The organism is Burkholderia sp. b14 (genome assembly GCF_900156195.1).
In the GTDB taxonomy this organism is placed as follows: domain Bacteria; phylum Pseudomonadota; class Gammaproteobacteria; order Burkholderiales; family Burkholderiaceae; genus Mycetohabitans.
Genome location: NZ_FTPJ01000003.1, coordinates 82,711 through 105,066, shown reverse-complemented (window position 1 = coordinate 105,066; position 22,356 = coordinate 82,711). Strand labels below are relative to the sequence as shown.

24 protein-coding genes and 3 pseudogenes are annotated in these 22,356 nt (G+C 62.2%); 16 read left to right on the top strand and 11 right to left on the bottom strand.

All coding sequences use genetic code 11. The annotated features are described in order from the left end of the window. Window positions 1-8: 8 nt before the first annotated feature. From B0B13_RS05050 to hemP, 4 genes are all read left to right on the top strand, one after another. Window positions 9-926: a pirin family protein gene (locus tag B0B13_RS05050; RefSeq protein WP_370643195.1), complete on the top strand. Its 918-nt coding sequence runs from the start codon at window positions 9-11 to the stop codon at window positions 924-926. 160 nt (window positions 927-1,086) lie between these two features. Then, complete coding sequence (locus B0B13_RS05045) at window positions 1,087-1,488, top strand: OsmC family protein (RefSeq protein WP_076785085.1); 402 nt, start codon at window positions 1,087-1,089, stop codon at window positions 1,486-1,488. Window positions 1,489-1,552: 64 nt separating this feature from the next. After that, window positions 1,553-2,038 (top strand): SRPBCC family protein, encoded by a 486-nt coding sequence (locus B0B13_RS05040; RefSeq protein ID WP_076787240.1) that lies wholly within the window; start codon window positions 1,553-1,555, stop codon window positions 2,036-2,038. A 107-nt stretch (window positions 2,039-2,145) separates the two neighbouring features. Then, on the top strand, window positions 2,146-2,418 hold the full coding sequence (gene hemP, locus B0B13_RS05035) for a hemin uptake protein HemP (protein WP_076785086.1): 273 nt from the start codon (window positions 2,146-2,148) through the stop codon (window positions 2,416-2,418). Window positions 2,419-2,913: 495 nt separating this feature from the next. On the opposite strand, the gene B0B13_RS05030 is transcribed toward hemP, so the two are convergent. From B0B13_RS05030 to uvrB, 5 genes are all read right to left on the bottom strand, one after another. Further along, window positions 2,914-4,329, bottom strand: coding sequence for a 4Fe-4S binding protein (locus B0B13_RS05030; protein ID WP_076794786.1), 1,416 nt, complete (start codon window positions 4,327-4,329; stop codon window positions 2,914-2,916). Continuing rightward, window positions 4,326-5,171 (bottom strand): FTR1 family iron permease, encoded by an 846-nt coding sequence (locus tag B0B13_RS05025; protein ID WP_076794783.1) that lies wholly within the window; start codon window positions 5,169-5,171, stop codon window positions 4,326-4,328. The genes B0B13_RS05030 and B0B13_RS05025 overlap by 4 nt, the downstream gene beginning before the upstream one ends. A 31-nt stretch (window positions 5,172-5,202) precedes the next feature. Next, a complete protein-coding gene (locus B0B13_RS05020; protein WP_076785089.1) occupies window positions 5,203-5,547 on the bottom strand; it encodes a cupredoxin domain-containing protein in 345 nt (114 codons plus the stop codon). Between the two features lie 3 nt (window positions 5,548-5,550). Then, window positions 5,551-6,111 (bottom strand): iron transporter, encoded by a 561-nt coding sequence (locus B0B13_RS05015; protein WP_076787242.1) that lies wholly within the window; start codon window positions 6,109-6,111, stop codon window positions 5,551-5,553. 208 nt (window positions 6,112-6,319) lie between these two features. Next, the gene (uvrB, locus tag B0B13_RS05010; protein WP_076785091.1) at window positions 6,320-8,410 is read right to left on the bottom strand and encodes an excinuclease ABC subunit UvrB; all 2,091 of its coding nucleotides are present in this window, start codon (window positions 8,408-8,410) and stop codon (window positions 6,320-6,322) included. Between the two features lie 352 nt (window positions 8,411-8,762). Between uvrB and B0B13_RS05005 the strand changes: the two genes are divergently transcribed. Next, entirely contained in the window at window positions 8,763-9,962 is a 1,200-nt protein-coding gene (locus B0B13_RS05005; protein ID WP_076797151.1) for an amino acid aminotransferase, read from the top strand. Window positions 9,963-10,103: 141 nt separating this feature from the next. On the opposite strand, the gene B0B13_RS05000 is transcribed toward B0B13_RS05005, so the two are convergent. Further along, window positions 10,104-10,901 (bottom strand): 3-hydroxybutyrate dehydrogenase, encoded by a 798-nt coding sequence (locus B0B13_RS05000; protein WP_076785092.1) that lies wholly within the window; start codon window positions 10,899-10,901, stop codon window positions 10,104-10,106. Between the two features lie 416 nt (window positions 10,902-11,317). Here B0B13_RS05000 and B0B13_RS04990 point away from each other — a divergent pair, with 416 nt between their 5' ends. After that, window positions 11,318-12,163, top strand: coding sequence for a 23S rRNA (adenine(2030)-N(6))-methyltransferase RlmJ (locus B0B13_RS04990; RefSeq protein WP_076794780.1), 846 nt, complete (start codon window positions 11,318-11,320; stop codon window positions 12,161-12,163). Window positions 12,164-12,628: 465 nt separating this feature from the next. Here the strand turns inward: B0B13_RS04990 and B0B13_RS04980 are convergent, their stop codons facing one another. Both B0B13_RS04980 and cueR read right to left on the bottom strand, forming a co-directional pair. After that, window positions 12,629-12,778 carry a DUF3563 family protein gene (locus B0B13_RS04980; protein WP_076785094.1) on the bottom strand — a complete coding sequence of 50 codons (150 nt, stop codon included), beginning with the start codon at window positions 12,776-12,778 and terminating at the stop codon, window positions 12,629-12,631. A gap of 407 nt (window positions 12,779-13,185) precedes the next feature. Beyond that, window positions 13,186-13,575 (bottom strand): annotated as a pseudogene (gene cueR / locus B0B13_RS04975) (Cu(I)-responsive transcriptional regulator); the annotation flags it as partial. A gap of 121 nt (window positions 13,576-13,696) precedes the next feature. Here cueR and B0B13_RS04970 point away from each other — a divergent pair. From B0B13_RS04970 to B0B13_RS04955, 5 genes and pseudogenes are all read left to right on the top strand, one after another. Continuing rightward, window positions 13,697-13,891, top strand: a complete 195-nt coding sequence (locus tag B0B13_RS04970) for a heavy-metal-associated domain-containing protein (protein ID WP_076794775.1) — start codon at window positions 13,697-13,699, stop codon at window positions 13,889-13,891. Between the two features lie 10 nt (window positions 13,892-13,901). Continuing rightward, entirely contained in the window at window positions 13,902-14,042 is a 141-nt protein-coding gene (locus B0B13_RS18315) for a hypothetical protein (protein ID WP_170872377.1), read from the top strand. Next, window positions 14,003-14,251 (top strand): annotated as a pseudogene (tnpA, locus tag B0B13_RS04965) (IS200/IS605 family transposase); the annotation flags it as partial. The gene B0B13_RS18315 and the pseudogene tnpA, both read left to right, overlap by 40 nt. Before the next feature lie 290 nt (window positions 14,252-14,541). Beyond that, on the top strand, window positions 14,542-15,798 hold the full coding sequence (locus B0B13_RS04960) for an MFS transporter (RefSeq protein ID WP_076794769.1): 1,257 nt from the start codon (window positions 14,542-14,544) through the stop codon (window positions 15,796-15,798). 148 nt (window positions 15,799-15,946) lie between these two features. Beyond that, window positions 15,947-16,642, top strand: coding sequence for a phosphatase PAP2 family protein (locus B0B13_RS04955; protein ID WP_076794766.1), 696 nt, complete (start codon window positions 15,947-15,949; stop codon window positions 16,640-16,642). Here B0B13_RS04955 and B0B13_RS04950 read toward each other — a convergent pair. Next, entirely contained in the window at window positions 16,637-16,981 is a 345-nt protein-coding gene (locus B0B13_RS04950; protein WP_076785098.1) for a CHAD domain-containing protein, read from the bottom strand. The two genes, B0B13_RS04955 and B0B13_RS04950, sit on opposite strands and share 6 nt — an antisense overlap. A 227-nt stretch (window positions 16,982-17,208) precedes the next feature. Between B0B13_RS04950 and B0B13_RS04945 the strand changes: the two genes are divergently transcribed. The 4 genes from B0B13_RS04945 to B0B13_RS04930 all read left to right on the top strand — a co-directional run bounded on the left by B0B13_RS04945 (window position 17,209) and on the right by B0B13_RS04930 (window position 20,254). Then, a complete protein-coding gene (locus B0B13_RS04945) occupies window positions 17,209-17,661 on the top strand; it encodes an HU family DNA-binding protein (protein ID WP_076785099.1) in 453 nt (150 codons plus the stop codon). 262 nt (window positions 17,662-17,923) lie between these two features. Continuing rightward, complete coding sequence (locus B0B13_RS04940) at window positions 17,924-18,718, top strand: SDR family NAD(P)-dependent oxidoreductase (RefSeq protein WP_076794764.1); 795 nt, start codon at window positions 17,924-17,926, stop codon at window positions 18,716-18,718. Between the two features lie 331 nt (window positions 18,719-19,049). After that, entirely contained in the window at window positions 19,050-19,487 is a 438-nt protein-coding gene (locus tag B0B13_RS04935) for an MbcA/ParS/Xre antitoxin family protein (RefSeq protein WP_076785101.1), read from the top strand. Between the two features lie 71 nt (window positions 19,488-19,558). Continuing rightward, window positions 19,559-20,254 carry an RES family NAD+ phosphorylase gene (locus B0B13_RS04930; RefSeq protein WP_076797150.1) on the top strand — a complete coding sequence of 232 codons (696 nt, stop codon included), beginning with the start codon at window positions 19,559-19,561 and terminating at the stop codon, window positions 20,252-20,254. Here B0B13_RS04930 and B0B13_RS04925 read toward each other — a convergent pair. Beyond that, complete coding sequence (locus B0B13_RS04925) at window positions 20,251-20,997, bottom strand: metallophosphoesterase (RefSeq protein WP_076785102.1); 747 nt, start codon at window positions 20,995-20,997, stop codon at window positions 20,251-20,253. The genes B0B13_RS04930 and B0B13_RS04925 overlap by 4 nt on opposite strands. Window positions 20,998-21,130: 133 nt before the next feature. On the opposite strand from B0B13_RS04925, the pseudogene B0B13_RS17115 reads away from it, so the two are divergent. Continuing rightward, a pseudogene (locus tag B0B13_RS17115) lies at window positions 21,131-21,355 on the top strand (hypothetical protein); the annotation flags it as partial. A 103-nt stretch (window positions 21,356-21,458) separates the two neighbouring features. On the opposite strand, the gene B0B13_RS04915 reads toward B0B13_RS17115, so the two are convergent. Beyond that, window positions 21,459-22,241: a sensor histidine kinase gene (locus B0B13_RS04915; protein ID WP_083703640.1), complete on the bottom strand. Its 783-nt coding sequence runs from the start codon at window positions 22,239-22,241 to the stop codon at window positions 21,459-21,461. Between the last annotated feature and the right edge of the window lie 115 nt (window positions 22,242-22,356).

Below are 22,356 nucleotides of genomic sequence, written 5' to 3'. Positions count from 1 at the left end.
AGATTCTGATGATCGATCACTTCAGCCACACTGTCGCGTCAGCACACTTGCGGGACATGGGGGCCCGCGCAGTCCGGCAAGTGGTTCCCGCGCAGCGCACCGTGGAGGGTGCGGGATTTGTCGTATACCGGCCGTTCCCGACGCGGACACTGACGGACTTCGATCCGTTCTTGCTGCTCGATGAGATGGGCCCGGTTGACTACGCGCCGGGCCAGGCCGTCGGTGCACCCGCACACCCCCATCGCGGCTTTGAGACGGTCACGTATATGCTAGAAGGCGAATTCGCTCATCGGGACTCCGCAGGTCACGCCGGTACACTCGGCCCAGGCGACGTCCAGTGGATGACGGCCGGCGTCGGCGTGGTCCATAGCGAAATGCCAGCCGCTTCGCTGCTCGAACACGGCGGACGCTCACACGGCTTCCAGTTGTGGGTCAATCTGCCGCGCCGCGACAAAATGATGGCACCGCGCTATCAGGAACTACCCAGTGCGCACATTCCAGTTGCACGCACGCCGGATGGGCGCATTGACGTCAAGGTCATCGCCGGAGAAGCACTCGGGGTGAACGCCGCGATTCAGACACGTACCCCGATCCTGTTCCAGCATTTCCGGATGCAGCCCGGTGCAACCCTGGTGCATCCGATACCGGATGGCTTTCGTGTATTTGCCTATACGCTCGACAATGGCGGCCGCTATGGCGCCCAGCAGACGGCGGCCGGCGCACGGCAGATGGTGATGTTTGACAACGTCGGCGATACGATCACGATCAGCGCCACCGATCGGCCACTGCAATTTCTGTTGGTCGGCGGCGTGCCGCTCAATGAACCTGTCGTGCGCTACGGTCCATTTGTGATGAACACCGAGGACGAGATCCGCCAAGCCGTCGCGGACTACCGCAGCGGCAAATTTGGACACATCGCTGCCTGAGCAGGGGGCAGCGAGCACCCTGCGGCACAATTCAAGGATGGCAGCCAAGACGTGATGGCAGCGCAATCGTGCACGCATGCGTGCGGCAGTCGTTTCGGTCACAATGATGACTCGCCGACCGTGGCTCAGCCACTTTGGCCAACTTGGAGGACTGACGACAATGAAAGAAGCAAGCGTCACCGCGCACATCGGCCACCACGCGTATCGGGTCCTGCTCGACGATGGCACCCACAACTGGCTAGCGGACGAGCCGGCGTCAGCCGGCGGCGGCGACCGCGGGCCCACGCCCCTGTCGCTGCTGCTGTCCAGCCTGGGTGCGTGCACGTCGATTACATTGAAAATGTATGCGCAGCGCAAGCAATGGCCCCTAGCCGACGTCGATGTTTCACTTGATATCGTGAAGGACGATAAGGGGTCCACTATCCGTCGCACAATCGTGCTGCACGGCGAGCTAGACAACGAGCAGCGGGAACGATTGTTGCACATCGCCAATGCTTGCCCAGTCCATCAGCTGTTGACGCATCCGATCGCCATTCAGAGCGGGCTGGCAGCGGTCGCGTAAACTAACGTCGATCCGCGCTATCATCGCGGCACACGGCGCTTGCCTGTTGAAGGACACTGCTGCTTTGAACTTCGAACACCTGATTCAAGTCAACGACCCGCTGAACCCGTTGACCACTACACTGACTCGTGACGAACTGTGGGCCGGTCTCGTGCTGCGTGCGGAACAGCCACAGTTGTTCGTGCTCGGCCTGGACAGCTGCACGATCCTGTCACGCCACGGCGATACACTAGAACGAGAGTTGCACTACGGAACGGCCACGGTGCGTGATCGCGTGACGCTAAGCCCCGGGCACCAGGTCCGGTATGATATCAAGGCGACCGACGCCCACGTCGGCGGATCGCTAACGATGACGATCGAGCAGCCAGACCCGGTGCAATTGTTCGTGCGCTTCGAGTACCGCACCACGCTACCCAGCGCCGTGCAAGGTTCCGATGACGAGCAAATGACTGAAATCGTCAAGTCGGCCTATCGCGAGGCGGATCTCGATACCGTACGGCTGATCCGCGAATATGCGGGCAACGGTCGGCTGTCTACACACGTGCATTGACCCGCTGCGTGGGCTATCAACTTGCTGCGACGATTAATAGACGCAATTGCAAATAAGAATAATTATCATTTAAACTCGTCGTCAACGATCAACACACCGCATCTTCGATGACGACCGTCAACCGCTTTTCCAGCACTCTGCGTCTGCCTTCGGGGACGACGACCCGCCCGATGTGCAGTTCCGCTGCCCAGCCCGGGGACCGGCGTGCCGCAGCAGCGCTCACCACGTCGGCCCCGCAGCCGGTGGGCACGGCTCATGCCACGCATGCGTTGCAAAGCGGCGACTTACTGCAAGGTCGCACGCACGTGAGCATCCTGCACAACGGTGAAACGTATCAGCTACGCGCAACGCGGCTGGGCAAGCTGATCCTGACCAAATGACCGGCATGCTGCCCGGCAATTACCAGGCGGCATGCTCCAACCGAGTATTGTGGGGACCACCTCAAACCGAGGTGTTTGGCACTAGCCAGCCTTGACGGCATCATCGCGAGACCTAGACCCCTTCGCGCCTGACAAACCTGCCGCCATAGCCAGCGAAGCCGTTTTTTTGCGGGATTCCCCACCCAATCTCCGAATCCTGATCTAAGCGCCGACTCGGGCTTCGTCACAAGAGAAGTTCAGACGTCCCCGGGCCACCACGGTCCGGCCCTCAAGGGGGCAACCTTGCCGTAGGGCAGGCCGTGCCACAGGCAGACGTTGCCGCAACAGCGGACTTTGCCACATGTCGGAACTTGCCACATGCTGTAATTTGTCACAGGTCGAAACTTGTCACAGATCCAACCCTGTCACAGGTCGGACCTCGCCAGGCCTCTGCGCCAGCCGGATTTCGTTATCCATTTGGACTTCGGCGCGATTCAGGTCTTGCGAGGCCCGTGCTCAGGCCCAGCCCCAGAACATCAGCCACCATGCGCTGTCGACAACCGCCAACGCCGCGACAAAGCACAGTAGTGCACCTACGCCCCGTGCGACACCGGCGCTGCTGCCGTGCACATGCTTGACGACGATTTTCACCGCAAGATACAAGCTTGCCGTGTTGGCCATCGCCAGCAACGCGAGCCGCACGTCTGGCACCCAGCCAAGCGGCAAATGCTCGGCACGCAGCAGCGACACGGTGGTGGCCGACAAGCCGAGGAACACGCCCATGCCGGCCAGCGGGATCAATGCCTGCACAAAGTGATGCAGCCGCGACGTACGCCACCGGCCGAGCAGTAGGTTGCCAGTCGCGACGCACGCCAGCAGCGCCGTGCCATACAACAAGCCCGTGGTAACGATATAGCCGATCACCAGGCCGCCGTCGAGCCACGAGAACGCATCATTCTGCTCCGGATAGTGCGTGAAGATGAACCATGGCGCGTTGGTCTGCAGTGGCCACATGATGTCGTGGTCAATCAGCCACGCGGCCAGCGATTGCTTGATCGAGACAAACAGCGGGCTGACGGTCCAGTGGAACGCGCCGATCGCGATGCCGAGCAGCCCGTACAGAATCAACGCGGTGTCCCACCGGTTCGCCCCCTCCTCGCCCAGCTCAACGACTTCCTGCGCCGGCGAGCGCCATGTCAGCTCAATCGCATCGCGATGGCCGCTGCAACGACCACACATATGGCAGGCCGACGCGCCCTTCATGTTTCGCAACGGCACGAGCGGCGCGCAGTTCACCGGGATCACACGGTGCCCATGCTCGCCCTGCGTGTATGAACGGCGCCACGCCCGCTCATCCACCCGATAGCGCAGCGGGGCGAGCCGCGCCAGCAGCGCAAATACGCCATTAACCGGACACAGGTATTTGCACCACACCCGTTTTTCCCGGCCGTACAGCAGGCCAATCACGATGGCAGCAACGGTCGATCCCCCGAGCACCAGCAGCACCGCCTTCGGATACTGGTACACGCTGACCATTTGCCCATAGATCGTCGTGAGTCCGAACGCGACGAACGGCCACCCGCCCCAGCGTATCCAGCGCGGAATCGGACGGCCCAGCCCATGCTTGCTCGCGAACTCGGACAATGTGCCTTCCGGGCACAGCACGCCGCACCATACACGCCCGAGCATCACCATCGACAGCAGCACGAACGGCCACCAGATGCCCCAGAACACGAACTGCGCGAATACCGTGAGGTTCGACCAGATATGCGCGGTATCGTCCGGCAGCGGCATGAAAGCCGGCACCAGGATCAACAGCGCATAAATGAGCACGACAACCCACTGCACGTTGCGGATCACCGTGTGATGGCGCTGCATCCAGTGCCCAGCCTCGGCCAACCAGCCGGAGCGTGGAGCAAGCATCACACTCATGCGGGCTTCCTCTGCGCGCGCGAGGATTGGCGCTGCCGGGTCCGGCGCAGCAATACCCAGACCACCAGCCAGAACAATGCATACGCAATGACGTTAGCCAGTGCCGGATGGGCCCGATAGCCGGTCAGCGTCGCCACTAGCGAGCCGACTGTACTCGAGTCGTCCAGGATGTGCGACGTGTCCCACACCATATCGATGCCGGTCGGCACGATTTCCTTGTCGATCAGCTTGTCGATACCCGCCTCGAATAGCCCCGCGCCGAGGAATAACAGCATGACCTCGGTGACGCGGAAAAACGCGCGCCACGAGAATATCCGGCCACCCAGTTGCAGCAGATAAAACGTGAGCAACGCGAGCGCTAGACCGATCAGCACGGCCAGCCATTGCATCACATCGACGTGGCCCGACCGGCCGAAGCCCAGCCCATACAGGAAGATCACCGTTTCACTGCCTTCGCGCGCGATCGCTAGTGCCGCGAGTACGGCGACACCCCACCAGTTTGCATTACGCCGGCTCTCGGCCAACGACATTTCCATGTCGCGCTTGAGCGTGCGGCCATGCCGCTTCATCCACAGCACCATCTGCACGATCAGCACGCACGCGACCAGCACCATCGCCGCCTGAAAATAATCCTGCGCATCACCGGACAGCACTTCGGTAAAGCCGACTAGCGCGGCACCCAGGCCGACTGCCGCCAGCAATCCCGCACCGACGCCAAGCCACAGCCACGGCAATCCCTTACGCGCGTCGGCATCGCCATTAGTCAACCAGGCATGCAAGATGCCGACCACGAGCAGCGCCTCGACGCTCTCCCGCCATACGATGAACAGAATTTGACCCATTACATCTTCCTTCGCGCGGCTGCACGGCCCATCACTTTGCCACTATCACGCCTTGCGCGCTCTGATGAAAATCATCGAAGAACTTGTACTCACCCGGCGACAGCGGCGCGATCACGACAAACGACTGGGCGCCCGGCGCCAGCACCTTCTCCTTGCGCAGTTGCACGCTCTCGAACTCGACAGCGCCCTTGCCAGTGTTGTAAATCTCGATCTTGATGCGCTGGCCGGCCGGCACTTCGATGCGCGCCGGATTGAGCTTGCCGTCCGCCATCTCGAGCCGGAACGTGGGCAGGTCCGCAGCGCGGGCGACGCCGCCGAACGCGGCGCTCCACGCAAGCAGCCACGCCGCAACCTGTAATTTGAGCGTGCGCTTCATCGATTAGTAACCACCCTTTTTGCCGATGCCGGCGAACGGGAAGTCATAGTTCAACTCGAACGGCTTGAACCACGGACCGACGCCGGTTTCCTTGTCAACGTGGCGGCCGAACGCCATATGCCCGGTCTGCGCGGGCGGCGCGATGAACAGCTTCAGGTGGTACTTGCCCGGTCCCGCGAGCTTTACATTGTCGCCGTAGTGCGGGCCATCGCTCGCTACCATCGCCATCAGATCACCCTTTTGCACATAGTTCGAGCCGGGCTTGGTCAATTCGTAGCGCACCTGCAAGTACGGCATCCAATCGCCTTCGGCAAAGCCGGTCGGGTTGTTCTTGACCGCATGGATGTCCGCCTCCAGATGGATGTCCGAGTCGGACGCCTTGCGCATCATGCCTTCCGGGTCCATCGTGATCGGTTGCAGATACACCGCACCGACTTCCATCCCGCCCTGGATCTGCGGTTTGCCAATCGGATACTCGGCTGCCGACGCTACGCTTGCGGCGCCCATTGCCAGTGCAAATGACACCACCGCGGTGGCGGTACGAACTAGACGAAAAACTGCCATCGACATTCCTCGTTGTAATGTGTGTGAAAACTGGAATAAGAACAATTCTCAATACACTACCAGTGTAGCACTGATCCGTGCGTTACCCCAAGCGGCAATGTGCGCCGCACCGGCACATCTCGTCACCGCGTCGTCACGCGGGCTCGCGCTCCGGGCACTCCGGGCACTCCCGGGCGCCCCGCGCCCCACGCGGCGTCGCGGCCGCGGTCTAGCGCAGGTCCGGCACGTGGTCGCCGACGCTCGCGCCGAACGCGCGCTGCTTGAGCCGCGCCAATTGGTCGCGGGTCTGCGCCGCCTTCTCGAACTCGAGGTTCTTTGCGTAGTCCAGCATCTGCTTTTCGAGCTTTTTGATTTCCTTCGCAAGCTGCTTGTCCGACATATCCTCGATTTTCGCGCGCTCCTGCTGTGCGCGAAGTTCAGCACGCGCGTCGTCCACGTCGTAGACGCCGTCGATGATGTCCTTAATCCGCTTGACGACGCCACGCGGCACGATGCCGTTGCGCTCGTTGTATTGGATCTGCTTACGACGACGCCGCTCGGTCTCGTCGATCGCGCGTCGCATCGAGTCGGTGATCGTGTCGCCATACAGGATCGCGCAGCCGTTGACGTTGCGCGCAGCCCGCCCGATCGTCTGGATCAGCGAGCGCTCGGCGCGCAGGAACCCCTCCTTGTCCGCGTCCAGAATCGCCACGAGCGACACTTCCGGGATGTCAAGCCCTTCGCGCAGCAAATTGATGCCGACCAACACATCAAAGGTGCCCAGACGCAGGTCGCGGATGATCTCCACCCGCTCAACCGTATCGATGTCGCTATGCAGGTAGCGTACCTTCACACCGTGGTCGGCAAGAAACTCGGTCAGTTGCTCGGCCATGCGTTTGGTTAGCACGGTGACCAGCACCCGATCGCCAGCCACCACGCGCTGGTTGATTTCCGACAGCACGTCATCGACTTGCGAGCTAGCGGGACGGACCTCGATCTGCGGATCAACCAGCCCGGTGGGACGTACCACCTGCTCGACGACCTGGCCCGCGTTGCGCTGCTCGTAGGCAGCCGGCGTCGCCGACACGAACACCGCCTGGCGCATCTTGCGCTCGAATTCGTGAAACTTCAGCGGGCGGTTGTCCAGTGCGGACGGCAGCCGGAACCCGTACTCGACCAGGTTTTCTTTGCGCGATCGGTCCCCGTTGTACATAGCGTTGAGCTGGCCGATCAGCACATGCGACTCATCCAAGAACATCAGCGAGTCAGCCGGCAGATAGTCGCACAGCGTTGGCGGGGGCTCGCCAGGCGCGGCGTCCGAGAAATGCCGCGAGTAGTTCTCGATGCCCTTGCAGAAACCGAGTTCCTGAAGCATCTCGAGATCGAACCGGGTGCGCTGCTCAAGCCGCTGCGCCTCGACAAGCTTGCCCTCCTGGTGGAAAAACGCGAGCCGCTCGCGCAACTCCTCCTTGATCGTCTCAACCGCTCGCAACACCGTGTCGCGGGGCGTCACGTAATGTGACGACGGGTAGACGGTGAAACGCGGGATACGTTGCCGCACCCGCCCGGTCAGCGGGTCGAACAAATGCAATGATTCGACCTCGTCGTCGAACAACTCGACGCGCAATGCCATTTCGGCATGCTCGGCTGGGAACACATCAATGGTGTCGCCCCGCACGCGGAATGTGCCACGCTGGAAATCGACATCATTGCGCATGTACTGCATGGCAATTAGCCGGGCGATGATATCGCGCTGGCCGATGCGGTCACCGTCGCGCAGCGTGAGGATCATCTGATGGTATTCCGACGGATTGCCGATCCCGTAGATTGCCGAGACCGTCGCGACGATCACGACATCACGCCGCTCCAACAGACTCTTGGTGGCCGACAGCCGCATCTGCTCGATGTGCTCATTGACCGCCGAGTCCTTTTCGATGAACAGGTCGCGTTGCGGTACGTACGCTTCGGGTTGGTAGTAGTCGTAATACGACACGAAATATTCGATCGCGTTGCGCGGAAAAAACTCACGGAACTCAGAATACAGCTGTGCGGCCAGCGTCTTATTCGGGGCGAATACAATCGCCGGGCGGCCGAGTCGCGCGATCACGTTGGCCATCGTGAACGTTTTGCCCGAGCCGGTCGCGCCGAGCAGCGTTTGGAACGCGAGGCCGTCCTGGATACCCTCGACCAGCTGGCGGATGGCCTCCGGCTGGTCACCTGCCGGTGGAAACGGCTGATACAGCTGGTAGGGCGATCCATCGAAGACAACGAATTTGCTCTCGTCGAGCACGTTATCGTTCTCGGTGTGCGATGCGGACATGGGTCATTCCTTCCGGCCGGGACAAGCAAACGTACATTCTAGCGTTTTGGCACGACATGAGGCCGAGTCTCGGTGAAATCGCCACGCCCGGCCGCGCACCGGCACCCATTCGAGTCCCAGCACTGGCACCGTTACCGGGAAGGCAGCGCAACCATACACAGGCGCAAGCCATACGCCGGAGTAAGCCATACGACGGAGCAGATCAATGAGGCATAGTTCTCTGCTGCCAGCCGACGCGGAACAATGCGGCCGGCATTGGTTACAATGCTGGGATGGGTGGTTGCATGGCGTCGATCCCAAGCATGCCATGGCCGCCGTTCGCCGTCTTTTCGAACTCACTGTCGATACGATCATGTCTCTTTTCTCCGTCGTCGAACTCGCGCCGCGCGACCCGATCCTGGGCTTGAACGAAGCTTTCAATGCCGATATCCGTCCGACAAAGGTCAACCTGGGCGTGGGCGTCTACACGAACGAGGAAGGCAAGATTCCGCTGCTGCACGCGGTACGCGAGGCTGAACGGGCCCGGCTGGAACAAGCGTTGCCGCGCGGCTACCTGCCGATCGATGGGATCGCCGCATACGACACAGCAGTACAAAAGCTGTTGTTGGGTAACGACTCGCCGCTGATCGCCGAGGGCCGCGTTGTTACCGCACAGGCGCTTGGCGGAACCGGTGCGCTGAAAATCGGCGCGGATTTCCTCAAGCGCATCGAGCCGAACGCGAAGGTGGCGATCAGTGACCCGAGCTGGGAAAATCATCGCGCACTGTTTGAAAGCGCCGGCTTCGAAGTTGTGGCATATCCTTACTACGACCCGGCGACCCACGGTGTGAAGTTCGACGCGCTGCTTGCCGCGCTGAACAGCTATCCGGCCGGCACGATCGTGGTGCTGCACGCCTGCTGCCACAACCCGACAGGCGTCGATCTGGACGAGGCGCAGTGGCAGCAAATCGTCGATGTGGTCAAGGCTCGCGAACTGGTGCCGTTCCTGGATATGGCCTACCAGGGCTTCGCGCAAGGCATCGACGAAGATAGCGCGGCGGTACGCCTGTTCGCGTCGGCGGGTATCGACGTATTCGTCTCCTCGTCATTCTCCAAGTCATTCTCGCTGTACGGCGAACGGGTCGGCGCGCTGACGATCATCACGCATGGCGATGAGGAAAGCGCGCGCGTGCTGTCGCAATTGAAACGTGTGATTCGCACCAACTATTCGAATCCGCCGACACATGGCGGCGCGATCGTGGCGGCGGTGCTCGGCAATCCCGAATGGCGCGCGCTTTGGGAACAGGAGCTTGGTCAAATGCGCGAGCGCATCCGCGCGATGCGCGGCGGCCTGGTACAAAAGCTTAAGGACGCCGGCGTGCAACGCGATTTCGAATTCGTCAACCGGCAACGCGGCATGTTCTCGTATTCGGGGCTCAACGCCGCGCAAGTCGAGCGTCTGCGCGAAGAGTTCGGTATCTATGCGGTCAGCACTGGACGGATCTGTGTGGCCGCGCTCAATACGCGCAACCTTGACGTGGTGGCCAACGCCATCGCGCAAGTATTAAAGTGACCGGGGCGAGCGATGGCGCGACGCCCGCCGTGCCATCGCGCCGAGCGCACCGCCGCCTGCAACACCAATGCCACCGTCTCGTACGGCGGCGGTGGCGCAAGCAGGGGCTCATCGCTCGGATGGGTCGGGGTTCATGGCAGGCTACTTCATCGACCAACCGTGCGAGACGAGAAACGACTGGCCAGTGAGTGCTGCACTCGGATACGCGGCCAGAAACAGCGCCAGTTGCGCGACGTCGTCAGCGGTAGTGAACTCGCCGTCCACGGTGGCACCAAGCATCACGCGCTTAACCACCTCTTCCTCGCTGATGCCCAGTTCCTTGGCCTGCTCCGGAATCTGCTTGTCCACCAGCGGCGTGCGCACGAATCCTGGACAGATCACGTGCGAGCGCACGTGATGCGCGGCCCCTTCCTTCGCGAGCACACGCGCCAAGCCAAGCAGTGCGTGCTTGGCGGCCACATACGCCGATTTCAGCGGCGACGCCTCGTGTGAATGCACTGAGCCCATATAGATCACGACGCCCCCGCGATCGCCAGCGTACATGTATTTGAGCGCCGCCTTGGTGGTCAGAAACGCACCATCGACGTGAATCGCCTGCATCTTCTTCCAGTCCGAGTACGCATAGCTTTCGATCGGATTGACAATCTGGATGCCGGCATTGGACACCAGAATGTCCATCGAGCCGAACGCCTCGGCAACCTGGTCGATGCCGGCATTGACCGCATCCTCGTCCGTCACGTCCATCGCAACGCCGAGCGCCCGGCCGCCTTGCTCGGCGATCTCCCGTGCGACCGCCTGCGCACCTTCGAGGTTCAGATCGGCGATGCCGACCGCGGCGCCGGCTTGCGCGTAGACGCGGGCAATCTCGCGGCCGATCCCGCTTGCCGCACCGGTGACGATGGCTGTCTTGCCGCTCAGATTCGTATTCAAAGTCGACATCGATTTTTCTCCTAGCCAGTGGGTAACGTTAACGTGACGCGTCATCGCGACCGGCGACCGATGCCCAGGCCCAGTCTGACACCGCGCGGCGAACGAATTGCGCTATTGTGCCTGGAACCGGGGCTCGTGCTGCAATGCGATAGCCGTCAGGCTCGCGCGCGACGCCGGTGTGAACTTTTTCGATAACGCCGAGGTGTACGCGGGCGGCCACTCCGAGCAGATCATGGGCTAGGCACTGCGTGCGCTTCGCTGGCCGCGTGCCAGCTATATCGTATCGACGAAATGCTTCTAGGGCATCGAGCACATTGTGGTCACCGCGCACCAATGACAGGCGCCGCGCTCGCATCCCGGCGATGCAATGCGCCCGGTTCACAGGCGTAGAATAGCGAGCTTTCCGCGCCCGCCCACCCAGCATCATGCTCAGTTACCGTCACGCCTTTCACGCCGGCAATCATGCCGACGTACTCAAGCATTGCGTCGTCGTGCACCTTCTGCGCTATCTTGCTCAGAAGGACAAGGCGTTCTGGTATATCGACACGCACGCGGGCGCCGGTGCGTACGCGCTGCACGAAGGTTACGCGCAGAAGCGACTCGAATTCGAAACAGGTATTGCGCGGCTGTGGAAACGCACCGATCTACCGGCGCCGCTGGCCGATTACGTGGATGCCGTACGTGCATTGAATCCGGATGGCGAACTGCGTTTCTACCCCGGCTCCCCCTATCTCGCTTGGCAGACGCTGCGCGAGCAGGACCGAATGCGGCTGTTCGAGATGCATACGACAGAGATCGACGTGCTGCGCAGCAATTTTCGCGATGCCGGGCGGCGCGCGATCATCGCCAGCGGCGACGGCTTCGAGGCAATCAAGGCATTGCTGCCGCCTCCGCCGCGGCGTGCCCTGACACTGATCGATCCTTCCTACGAGGACAAGCGCGACTATGCGCGCACACTGGGTTGCGTCCAAGAGTGCCTGAAGCGCTTTGCGACGGGCGTCTATGCGATCTGGTACCCGCAAGTCACACGGCCCGAAGCGCAGCGCTTTCCCGCTCAACTCAAGCGCTTGCGGCAAGACCGTTGGCTGCATGTAGCACTGAGCGTCGGCACGGTGCCCAAAGACGGTCTGGGACTGTACGGCAGCGGCATGTTCGTGCTCAATCCGCCGTATACACTGACTGCGGCGCTGCACGAAACCTTGCCCTGGCTCGTCGACGCACTGGGCGTCGACCGGCAAGCCCGCTTCGTACTGGAGGTAGGCAGCGACTGAAAACGGGAGACTAACGCGGCGCGGTGCGGTGCGGCAAACCACACTGCATTGCGGCACCGGCATAATTAATATGAAGTTGTCCCAGGCCAATGGGACATCGTTTCGCTTGAATGCGGACGGCAACGCGGTCTCCCGTCACCGCAGCGCACGAGAACCCGGCGGTTGACGGCTTCGTCAGTTTCGGCAGACCGGACGCCATCAACGGCCCCATTCGGGAGAGACGAGACGGCAGCAGATGAACGCCGCCGGTCGCGCGCGGCGGCGGAATGTCGCATTGCGCGCCGTTCGACGGCAAGTCGGACAGGGAAGGATTCGTCGGCGACGAGCTTGGGTCGCGTAGAATATCAGGGCCGCGGTATGTGGTCTGTACCGGCTTCGGTGCAGGCGTCCCTACCCGTTTCACCGCCAAGTATCAAGCCAATCCTAACCCGACTCGGTCGGCTCCCCCTACCGCGCAGCGTAGGATTAGAATGAGCGGTAACCGTTGTGTTCCAGCGCGCGAATGCGCCGCTCGAGTTCGAAAATATCAGCCGACTGCGCCAAATAAGCCTCGCGACGGCGACGTTCGGCGTTCTCGAACCAGTTCGATAAGGCCATCATCAGATAGGTCAGCATCACAATTCTCCAGGGAGCCGGGGGACGTCCCGCCGGAATGACGTCAGGGATTTCCCTTAATCGGGTTAACCCGAGTATAGAAATCCGCCTCTAAAAAGTCCAGCGAATTGCACGAATAATGGGCATGCCCGTTTGGGATGCCCATTCAGTGTGAACCGCCGGATCCGTCCGGCATCGTCACCACGCCTATTCCGGGGCATGCAGTGGAGCGGCGCGGCCACGCTGATCGACTCGCCGTACAAAGCGCTGGCAACAGGTGTTCAGCCTCGCGAACGCGAACTTCTGCTTTGGGGTAATGCTGCTGCGTCAGTGAGCGCGGCCTCAACACGTTGTCCGCGTGCCGCACGACGGCTGCGGGCCACGCCTGCCTCGGGCAGTAGCGATGCATAATGCGTACATGGGCCACTGTCGGCCAACGCCAGATGTTCGATGATCGGGCAATCCGGCCGCGCATCGCCATGGCAATGCGCAGCCAGGTGCGCTAGTGTGTCACGCATCGCCGACAGCTCCGCGATGCGCTGCTCGAGTTCGGCGACGTGACCTAGCGCGATTGACTTGACCTGTGCGCTGGCTCGCTCGCGATCGTCCCACAACGCCAGCAATCGCCGGATATCGACGACCGAAAAACCCAGCCGCCTCGCATGGCGCACGAACCGCAGCGCGTGAACCTCCTTGTCGCCATACACGCGATAGCCGACATCGGTGCGGCTGCGCGGCATCACGAGCCCAATGCTCTCATAGTAGCGGATCATCTTTGCGCTGACGCCTGACGCGCGCGCGGCCTGGCCTATGTTCATGATTGTCGATGCACCGCGTGCGATTCAATACACTAAAAATGCTACACCTTGCCACAATGGGAAGGTGTACGCTGATGTGGATTAATTTGATCAATTTGCGCTTTATTGACAGGAGCCCCTCATGATCGAATTCAATGTATCCGGCATGAACTGCCAGCATTGTGTCAAAGCAGTTACCGAGTCGCTCCGCGCGCGCGATGTGCATGCCCGAGTCGATGTCCACCTCGAACGAGGCCACGTGACGGTCGACAGTACCCAACCCCGCGCCGCGCTGAAAGCGGCGATCGAGGATGCCGGCTATACCGTGAATGAATAAGCGAGGCAGAATGAGTCAGCTCGTTGTGCCGCGCGGCGGCGCTAAAGCGGCCATCATCGACGCATCCGGTCTGCTTGCCGGGCGCTTGCCGCCGAATTCGCAGGTCAGCCGGAGTGGAACGGCGAGGATGCCCACGTTCACCTTCTGGTGAACTACCCACCGAAGGTCGCGCTGTCCGCGCCGGTGAACAGCCTGAAAGGTGTATCGAGCCGTTTGGTGCGAAAGAAAAGCTCTCCGAGCATTCGGCGCAAGCCGTGGGGCGGTGCGCGATGGTCCCCATCCTACTTCGCCGGTAGTTGCGGTGGTGCGCCCATCGAATTCGTCCGTCAGTACATCGAACAGCAGCGAACGCCGCACTAGCGCCATAGAAGGATGCTGCCGGCATCCGCGCTATCCTTCCCCGCCATGAATGGCGAGGGTTGTCGCGCAACTGATCAACTCGCTTGTTCGCGTCACTCGGCCTGACGTAAGCGAGCCGGCGGCTTTTTCGGTCACGGTGCACGCAGCGCCGATACGCTCGGCTAGCTTGACAGATTCTCGACGATAATTGTCCTGACAGCGCGTTTAAGCCAAATTAAACTCAATGTCGCACCATGATGGTACGCCCGCATCGGCTACCTCAGCCCTCGACCCACAGACGAGAAAAATCGATGTCCATGCTCGACAAGCAGACCGCGGCCACCGCTGGGACTTCCGGCGGCGCCACACTCAGCGCCGCCGCCACGCGGACCAACGCAATCGTGTTCCCGGTGCTCGGTGCAATCAGCCTCTCGCACCTACTCAACGACATGATTCAGTCATTGATCTTGGCAATTTATCCGATGCTCAAAGCCAACTTCCAATTGAGCTTTGGCCAGATCGGGCTGATCACGCTGACCTACCAGGTCACTGCCTCGCTGCTGCAGCCGCTCGTGGGCCTGTACACCGACAAGCACCCGAAACCGTTCTCGCTGCCTATCGGCATGGGTTTCACATTGTGTGGATTGCTCCTGATGTCCGTGGCCAGCACTTTCCCGATACTGTTGCTGGCCGCATCGCTAGTCGGTTGCGGCTCGTCGGTGTTCCATCCCGAATCCTCGCGTGTCGCGCGCATGGCCTCTGGCGGCCGTCACGGACTCGCACAGTCGCTGTTTCAGGTTGGCGGCAACTTCGGCACCTCGCTCGGACCGTTGCTGGCCGCTTGGATCGTGATCCCGCACGGGCAGCCGAGCATCGCCTGGTTCTCGCTCGCGGCGCTGGTCGGCATCGTGATCCTGTTCAATGTCGGACGCTGGTACCGTAGCCATCCGTCTACAAAGAAGTCCCGCTCCAGCACGGCCCGCGTGGCGTTGGCACGATCGCGCATCGCAACCGCCATCGGTGTGCTGATGCTGTTGATATTCTCGAAATACTTCTACTTGGCCAGCATCAATAGTTACCTTACCTTTTACCTGATCGACAAATTCCACCTGTCGGTGCAATCGGCACAGGTTCATTTGTTCATCTTCCTCGCGTCAGTCGCCGCCGGCACGGTGATCGGCGGGCCCATCGGTGACCGGATCGGTCGCAAGTATGTCATATGGGCATCGATTCTCGGCGTCGCCCCCTTCACATTGGCGCTGCCGTACGCCAACCTGTTCTGGTCCAGCGTGCTGCTGGTCATCATCGGCGTGGTGATCGCGTCGGCCTTCTCCGCGATCCTCGTGTATGCGCAGGAGCTGGTCCCCGGCAAGGTAGGCATGATCGCCGGCCTGTTCTTCGGCTTTGCGTTCGGCATGGGTGGCGTGGGTGCCGCCGTGCTCGGCTGGCTGGCCGATATCACCAGCGTGCGGTTCGTCTACCATGTGTGTGCATTCCTGCCATTGATCGGCATCGTCACCATCCTGCTGCCGAACCTGGAACGCCCGCGCGCAGGTCAGTCGACATGATTCGCGCTTGCCGCGGCCACCATACCGCTGTTGCGCGAACGCTGTCGGCGCCCGGCCGAATGTCGCGGCCAAGGCACGCCATGCACGCGGTTATACTTGTGCCATACCGCAACCCGTCCCTTGTCGATTTCGCGTCATTGTCCCCACCATGCCAGACCTTGCGCCGACCACCTGGGCCCTCATTACCGCGTTCGGCGGAGCAGGCGCCATGCTGCCTGTTGCCGCGGCCATCGCGCTGTGGCTCGCCGTAAGCCATACCTGGCGCAGCGCGCTTGCGTGGTCCAGCTTTCTCGCTGCTGGTATCGCGCTCGTGCTGGTTACCAAGGTGGCCTTCCTCGGCTGGGGCATTAGCATACGCTCACTGGATTTCACTGGCATTAGCGGCCATTCGATGCTGGCGAGCGCGGTACTGCCGGCCGCAGCGTTCCTGAGCACGCGCGGCGCACCGGTCATGCTGCGACTGGCAGTGCTAGCCGCGGGACTCATCGCGGGTGCCGCGATCGGCGTATCGCGGGTCGCGCTAGATGCACATTCGGTGTCCGAAGTGGTTGCCGGCTGCGCGCTTGGCGCAGCTGTGTCGCTGGGCTGGATCGCATGGGCAGCGACGCGCGAGCCCAACCCGGCCGCACGTGTATCGCGCTGGGTCGTAGCCGCGAGCCTGCTCGGGCTCGCCGTATCACTGCACAGCTATCATGCACCGACTCACCGGTGGGTCACACGGATTGCCCTGTACCTGTCCGGCCACGAGCGACCATTCGTGCGAGTACGCTGGAAAGCCTACCGGCCGCCGATACTGAGCCAGGCGCTCGACGTGCAGCCGATCGACAGGCGGCCGCGCTCATAGCAATGCTTTCGCACCGCGAGCCGCCTTAGCCGGCTTCGGCCATTCCAATGGGGACAATTGCGGGTCCGGGGCAGCATTGATCGACTGTCTCGCCGCCGCATAGTCGCGGATGAACCCGCGTTGCATGTCACCGAGCAGCAGCCGTGCAGCCAGCTGCAACGCGATCACCGCGTCATTGCCGGCGCCGAGCGCGCTCTGAATGGCGGAGGCCACGCTCAGCTGGCGCCATTGCGCGGCGCGCGGACATCGGTGCAACAATCCAAGCGCGTACCGGAACCGCTTGACTCGGATACGCTGTACATGCCGCTCGCGGACGGACTGACACGCCGCCGGGACCATCCCCTCTTGGATGGATGAAGGAATATCCCGATGCTAAGCGTTCAGCATGCGGGTACACATGCCTCATCGATGCATGCGCGCCGAGCCAAAAGACGTCAACGATGTTGCACTTAAGAGAACGTAGCTAGCGATAAGCGCATCAGCCAACGTAGAATAAGCCACTCGTCGGATGAACGTGTAACGCGCGGCTCCGGCGAGGGTTCTCAACTACTGGGCATTTCAATACGATGGCCACGAAAAAACCAACGACGAAAACCTCTGCAAAACCTGTAGCGAAAAAAGCCGCTGCGACCAAGGCCCCTACTAAGAAGGCCCTTGCAAAGAAAGCCCCGGCGAAAAAGGCGGCTGTCGCCAACGGCGTCGCTGCACCGATCAAGGAGACTTTCACGAAGGCCAGCCTCAGCGCCCATATCGCCGAACGCGCACAAGTCGAGCCCAAAGCCGCCAAGGCCGTGCTCGCCGCGCTGGAGCAGACGGTCCTCGGCGCCGTGCACAAGAAGGGGGTGGGCGAATTCACGCTGCCCGGTCTACTGAAAATCACGGTGCAAGCCGTGCCGGCCAAGAAGCGCCGTTTCGGCAAGGATCCGTTTACCGGCGAGGAACGCTGGTTCGATGCAAAGCCGGCCACGGTTCGCATCAAGGCACGCGCGCTGAAGAAGCTCAAGGACGCTGCAGCGTAAGCACGCAACGCACATGCCGCGCCCGTCGCGCGGCGCGTACATAGAGCGGGTGCCGCAACCGGGGAATGTGCCCCGAGTTGCGGCATTTTTTTGTGGCGTGACACCCCACCGGATTCTCATGCCGGCGACGCATACGCTACGATTGAACGCATAACGACACGCACGGTATCGTGCCGGTCAGCGCGCCAAGCCGGCCGGGCAAACTTCCGCTACGATGCCCCCTGACGACCTCCTTTCACTTTCAACAAGGGGAGCATTCGCGATGAAAATCGATCTGTCAGGAAAAACCGCCGCCGTCAGCGGCTCGACCGCTGGCATTGGACTCGCGATCGCAACAGGATTGGCCGCAGCCGGCGCGCTCACGATCGTCAACGGCCGCAAGCAGGATTGCGTGGACAACGCATTGCGCACGATCCGCGCGGCCGTGCCGGAAGCCGCGCTGCGCGGCTTCGCCGCGGATCTGTCGCATGCGCACGGTTGCGATGCGTTCAGCGCCGCGTTCCCCGACGTCGACATCCTAGTGAACAATCTCGGCGTGTTCGGGTCCGGTGACATCTTCTCAACGCCCGACGAGGATTGGCACCGCTATTTCGAAGCGAACGTCATGTCTGGCGTGCGGCTGACACGCAGCTACTTGAAAGGCATGATGGAGCGCCGCTGGGGACGCGTGGTGTTCATCTCATCGGAATCGGCGCTCAACATCCCACCAGACATGCTTGCGTACGGCTTATCCAAGACCGCGCAGTTGTCGATCGCGCGCGGCATCGCGAAATACGCAGCCGGCAGCGGCGTCACGGTCAATGCCGTACTACCGGGGCCCACGCTGTCGGCGGGCTTTCGTGCAATGGTCGAACAACCGGCGCTTGAACAAGGTAAAAGCGTCGAGCAAGTCGCTGACGAATTCGTCATGGCCCATCGCGGCAGCTCGATCCTGCGTCGTGCAGCCACGCCCGAGGAAGTCGCAAACATGGTCGTGTACGTGTGCTCGCTACAAGCCAGCGCCACAACCGGTGCCGCATTGCGTGTGGACGGTGGTGTGGTCGATACGATCGCATAATCGCGACCGGCGCGCGGTACAGCGGCCGCAACGCATGTTAATGGCCGCGCGCCCCGTTTGCCGCCACGATGACCGGCACGCGCACTCACCCGCTCGAAGACCGCCTGTCGCGGCGCTGTGCACGGCAGCCAACGCACCACGCGGTGTGCACGCCCACGCGACCCCGTCTCGCGCTTTCGTTGATCGCAGTGTGAGTGGCAGATCACTTGCTGTTCGCACGCCAAAACCGAGCGCGGAGCGCTAAAGAAGCGAATTAGCCGTTTGGCCGACTTGTAAAAATCTTTATCTGGACTATATTAGATTCATAGTTCATATATAGATAGGGTACCCGATGAGCCGTCCGATCCGAATCGCTGAAGGCGCCGCCGCACCGATACCGCCTGCCCGTCAGCCAACACTGGCCGAAATGTCCGCCGCTGGACTGCGCGCATTCTTCAATATTGCCCACGACTGGCAACTGTCGGTTGATGAACAACTCGTGCTGCTAGGCTCCCCGGGGCGTTCGACGTTCTTCAAGTGGAAAGCCGCGCCCGATGCGGCACGACTGTCACGCGATACACTCGAGCGACTCTCGCATTTGCTCGGCATTTACAAGGCGCTGCAGATCCTGCTACCGCAGCCGGATGCCGCCGACGGCTGGGTGAAGCGACCCAACAGTGCACCACCGTTCAACGGCAAACGCGCGCTGGACCGGATGCTAGCAGGCAATCTCAGCGACCTGGTCGCCGTGCGGCAATATCTTGACGCGATGCGCGGAGGTTGGGCTTGAACGACAAGCACAGCACTGCCCAGCCTTCCGGCAACATCCAAGACAGGGCCCGCGAGCCGTCACTTGCGGCACTGCGCGACCCGGGCTGCTGGCCCATCGCCAGGATCCAATGGCAGCCTGCCTACCGTGTCGTGCCGACACGCTTGCCGGCGATCAACCTATTCGATCGCGTCGCATCGGCCAGCGACTTCGACACGCTGTACGCGCTCGAGGCGATCACCAACGATCGCCTGCGCACCGAAGTCGGCGAAATCGACTTGGTGCCGCCCGAAGAGCGCCGCTTCGGTCCAGGCTACGGTCCAATCATGGCGGCGCTCACCCATCTGAATCCCGCTGGCAGTCGCTTCTCGCCGGGTACATTCGGCGTGTTCTATTGCGCACGCGACGCACGGACCGCAATCGCCGAAACCCGCTATCACACCGCGTTGTTCCTGTCTGCGACGCATGAGCCGCCGATGCGTCAGCCCATGCGGCTCTACACCGTTATCGCGCAAGGCAGCGTGCTGGATCTGCGTGACCAACGAGATGCCCTCGCGCCGACCATCCTGCATCCACACGATTACACGTTCGGCCAGGCGCTCGGTACAGCCGCTCGCCATGCAGGCCACGCGGGCATCGCATATCCTTCCGTGCGCGACCCGCATGGCGAGTGCCTGGCGGCGTTCCGGACCACGCTGCTACGGCAATGCCACCATGCCGCCTACCTGGAATACAACTGGAACGGCAACCGCATCGACGTCGTGTTCGAATTGACCCAGGTCGGCTAACCGTGCGTTGGCCAGTCCAACGACGCGGCGCCCCGCCGCAGCGCCTCGCGAGTCGAGATCGCATGGATGCGGCCGCTATGCACGTCCACTATCGACAGTGCACCATGCGGCGAGAACGCGCCCGTATCGACGAACGTCTGCGCGCCGACCGTGCGGACCTCGGGCACCGGCGTATGCCCGCAGTAAGTATGCGACAGTCCCCGCTGCACGCGTGGGTCGCCTGCGCCCGCGATCAACTGCCGTCCCCACAGCAAGTGCGCGCGCGTGCGCTCGTCGAATTGCGCGGCATCCAGCGTGAGGTCGTCGCCAAAGAATTCGGCATGCAGCACGTTGAAGCGCCGCGCACCGGTGCCTACGACACGCGCCAGTGGCAAGCGCCTAACGCGCGCCGCGTAGTGGCTCAGCATCCCGGCCGGCAGGGCGCGCGCCCACGCACCGCCTATCGAGTCCCAGGCTGTCTGTGGCAACACGCCGTCGGCCACGTCGCACATCACCTCCTCGTGATTGCCCTTGACCGCGAAGAACCATGGCATCTCCAACAACGCAAGCGCCTCGACGGGATGATCGCCGCGATCGACCAGGTCTCCGACCGAAAACAGACGGTCGTGCGCCGCATGGAACCTCACTTGCGCTAGCAAATAGCGCAGCGCATCAGTGCAGCCGTGCAGGTCACCGACGACGAAATCGCGTCCTGTGTCATTCCACGGATGGCACGCGACAAAACGGTAAGCAGCATCGTTCATGATGTCGATGATAGCCCCGTCGCACCGTCTCCGTATGCGCCTCGTGAAACGTATCGGACGCCGGACAGCCCGGCTGCACGGCATCGCGCGCCGCCTCAACTGTTGGAACGACATCGCGATGAGTCGAAGACCGCTGAACACCGCCACCCACGACCACAAGCGCGGCGAGGACGTGCGCGCCAGGCTGGCCGTGCTGTCCGAGTTAACCGACGGATGGCTGGCCGCGTGGCGCAGTTGGTCCAAGCTCAATACGTCGCAGCGTCGCGCCGTTGCCAGCGGACAAGCCGACGGCTGGACGCCGGGTGCCGCGGCCGAAGCGATGCTGTACCAGACGCTGGTCGACTGCTGGCCGACGCGCACCGCAGCGCGCAAGCCGGCGCCACGGCCAACGAGACGCGCACGCCGCACGCGCTATGATCACAGCGGGCCAGCGGTTGACAGGTCGGCGCCCGGCGGCTGGCTCATCCGCGCTCGGGCAACGTCAGCGCGATCGAGGTGAAACCATCGGTCCCGCTCGCCGCGCTCGATTTGCCGCCGTGCGCCAGCACGACGCGCTGCGTGACGGACAGCGCGAGCGGCATCCCGTCGGCGCCCTGCACCGGTGTCGTCCCGCGCAAGAATGGTTCGAACGCATGGGGCAAGTCCGGATTAGTCAGCGCATCAGACGGTTGAAACCGGATGACCGACCGCCATACACCGTCGTCAAAGACGTTTTCCATGCTAACCGTCCCACCAGGGCGCGACGCGTCCACGGCATACGCCAACGCCGCCCACAGCGCCTGCGCAATGCGCACGCCGTCCGCCACAATCGAGATACGCGACGGCGGCCAGCGCACCTCGATCGCCGTGGCACGTTCGCGCGCGAAAGTCGCATCCAGGCACTGCACAATGTGCGCGACGACACGTTCGACGTCGAGCATCGTCTTGTTTAGCGGCAGCGCCTTGCTTTGCTCGCGAGTAGCATCAATGACATCTTCGATGATGCGTACCTGCTGCTCCACGCCCGTGCGCAAGCCGGTCAATGCCCGTGCAATGGTGGGCTCGGCCTGCCCCAACTTGCTCTCCAGGACGTAGATCCAACTGTGAATGCCGTTGAGCGGACTGCGCAAGTCATGCGACACCGCCGACAACACGCGATCGCGCGCAAATAAAGCGGCAACGGTCTGCAGGTAGGCCGCGCGAGCGACCAACGCATCGTCGGGCTCACCGTCGAAGTTGCCCGATGCAGGAATAGAGCGACTCAATACAATTTCTCCGTTTGGCAAAGCACGGACCGGAACGCCAAGCCGTGACAGGTATTATAGGCATCGCGCCGGCGCTGTCACGATCCGCGCCGGCGAAGGATCCAGCTCGCGCTGC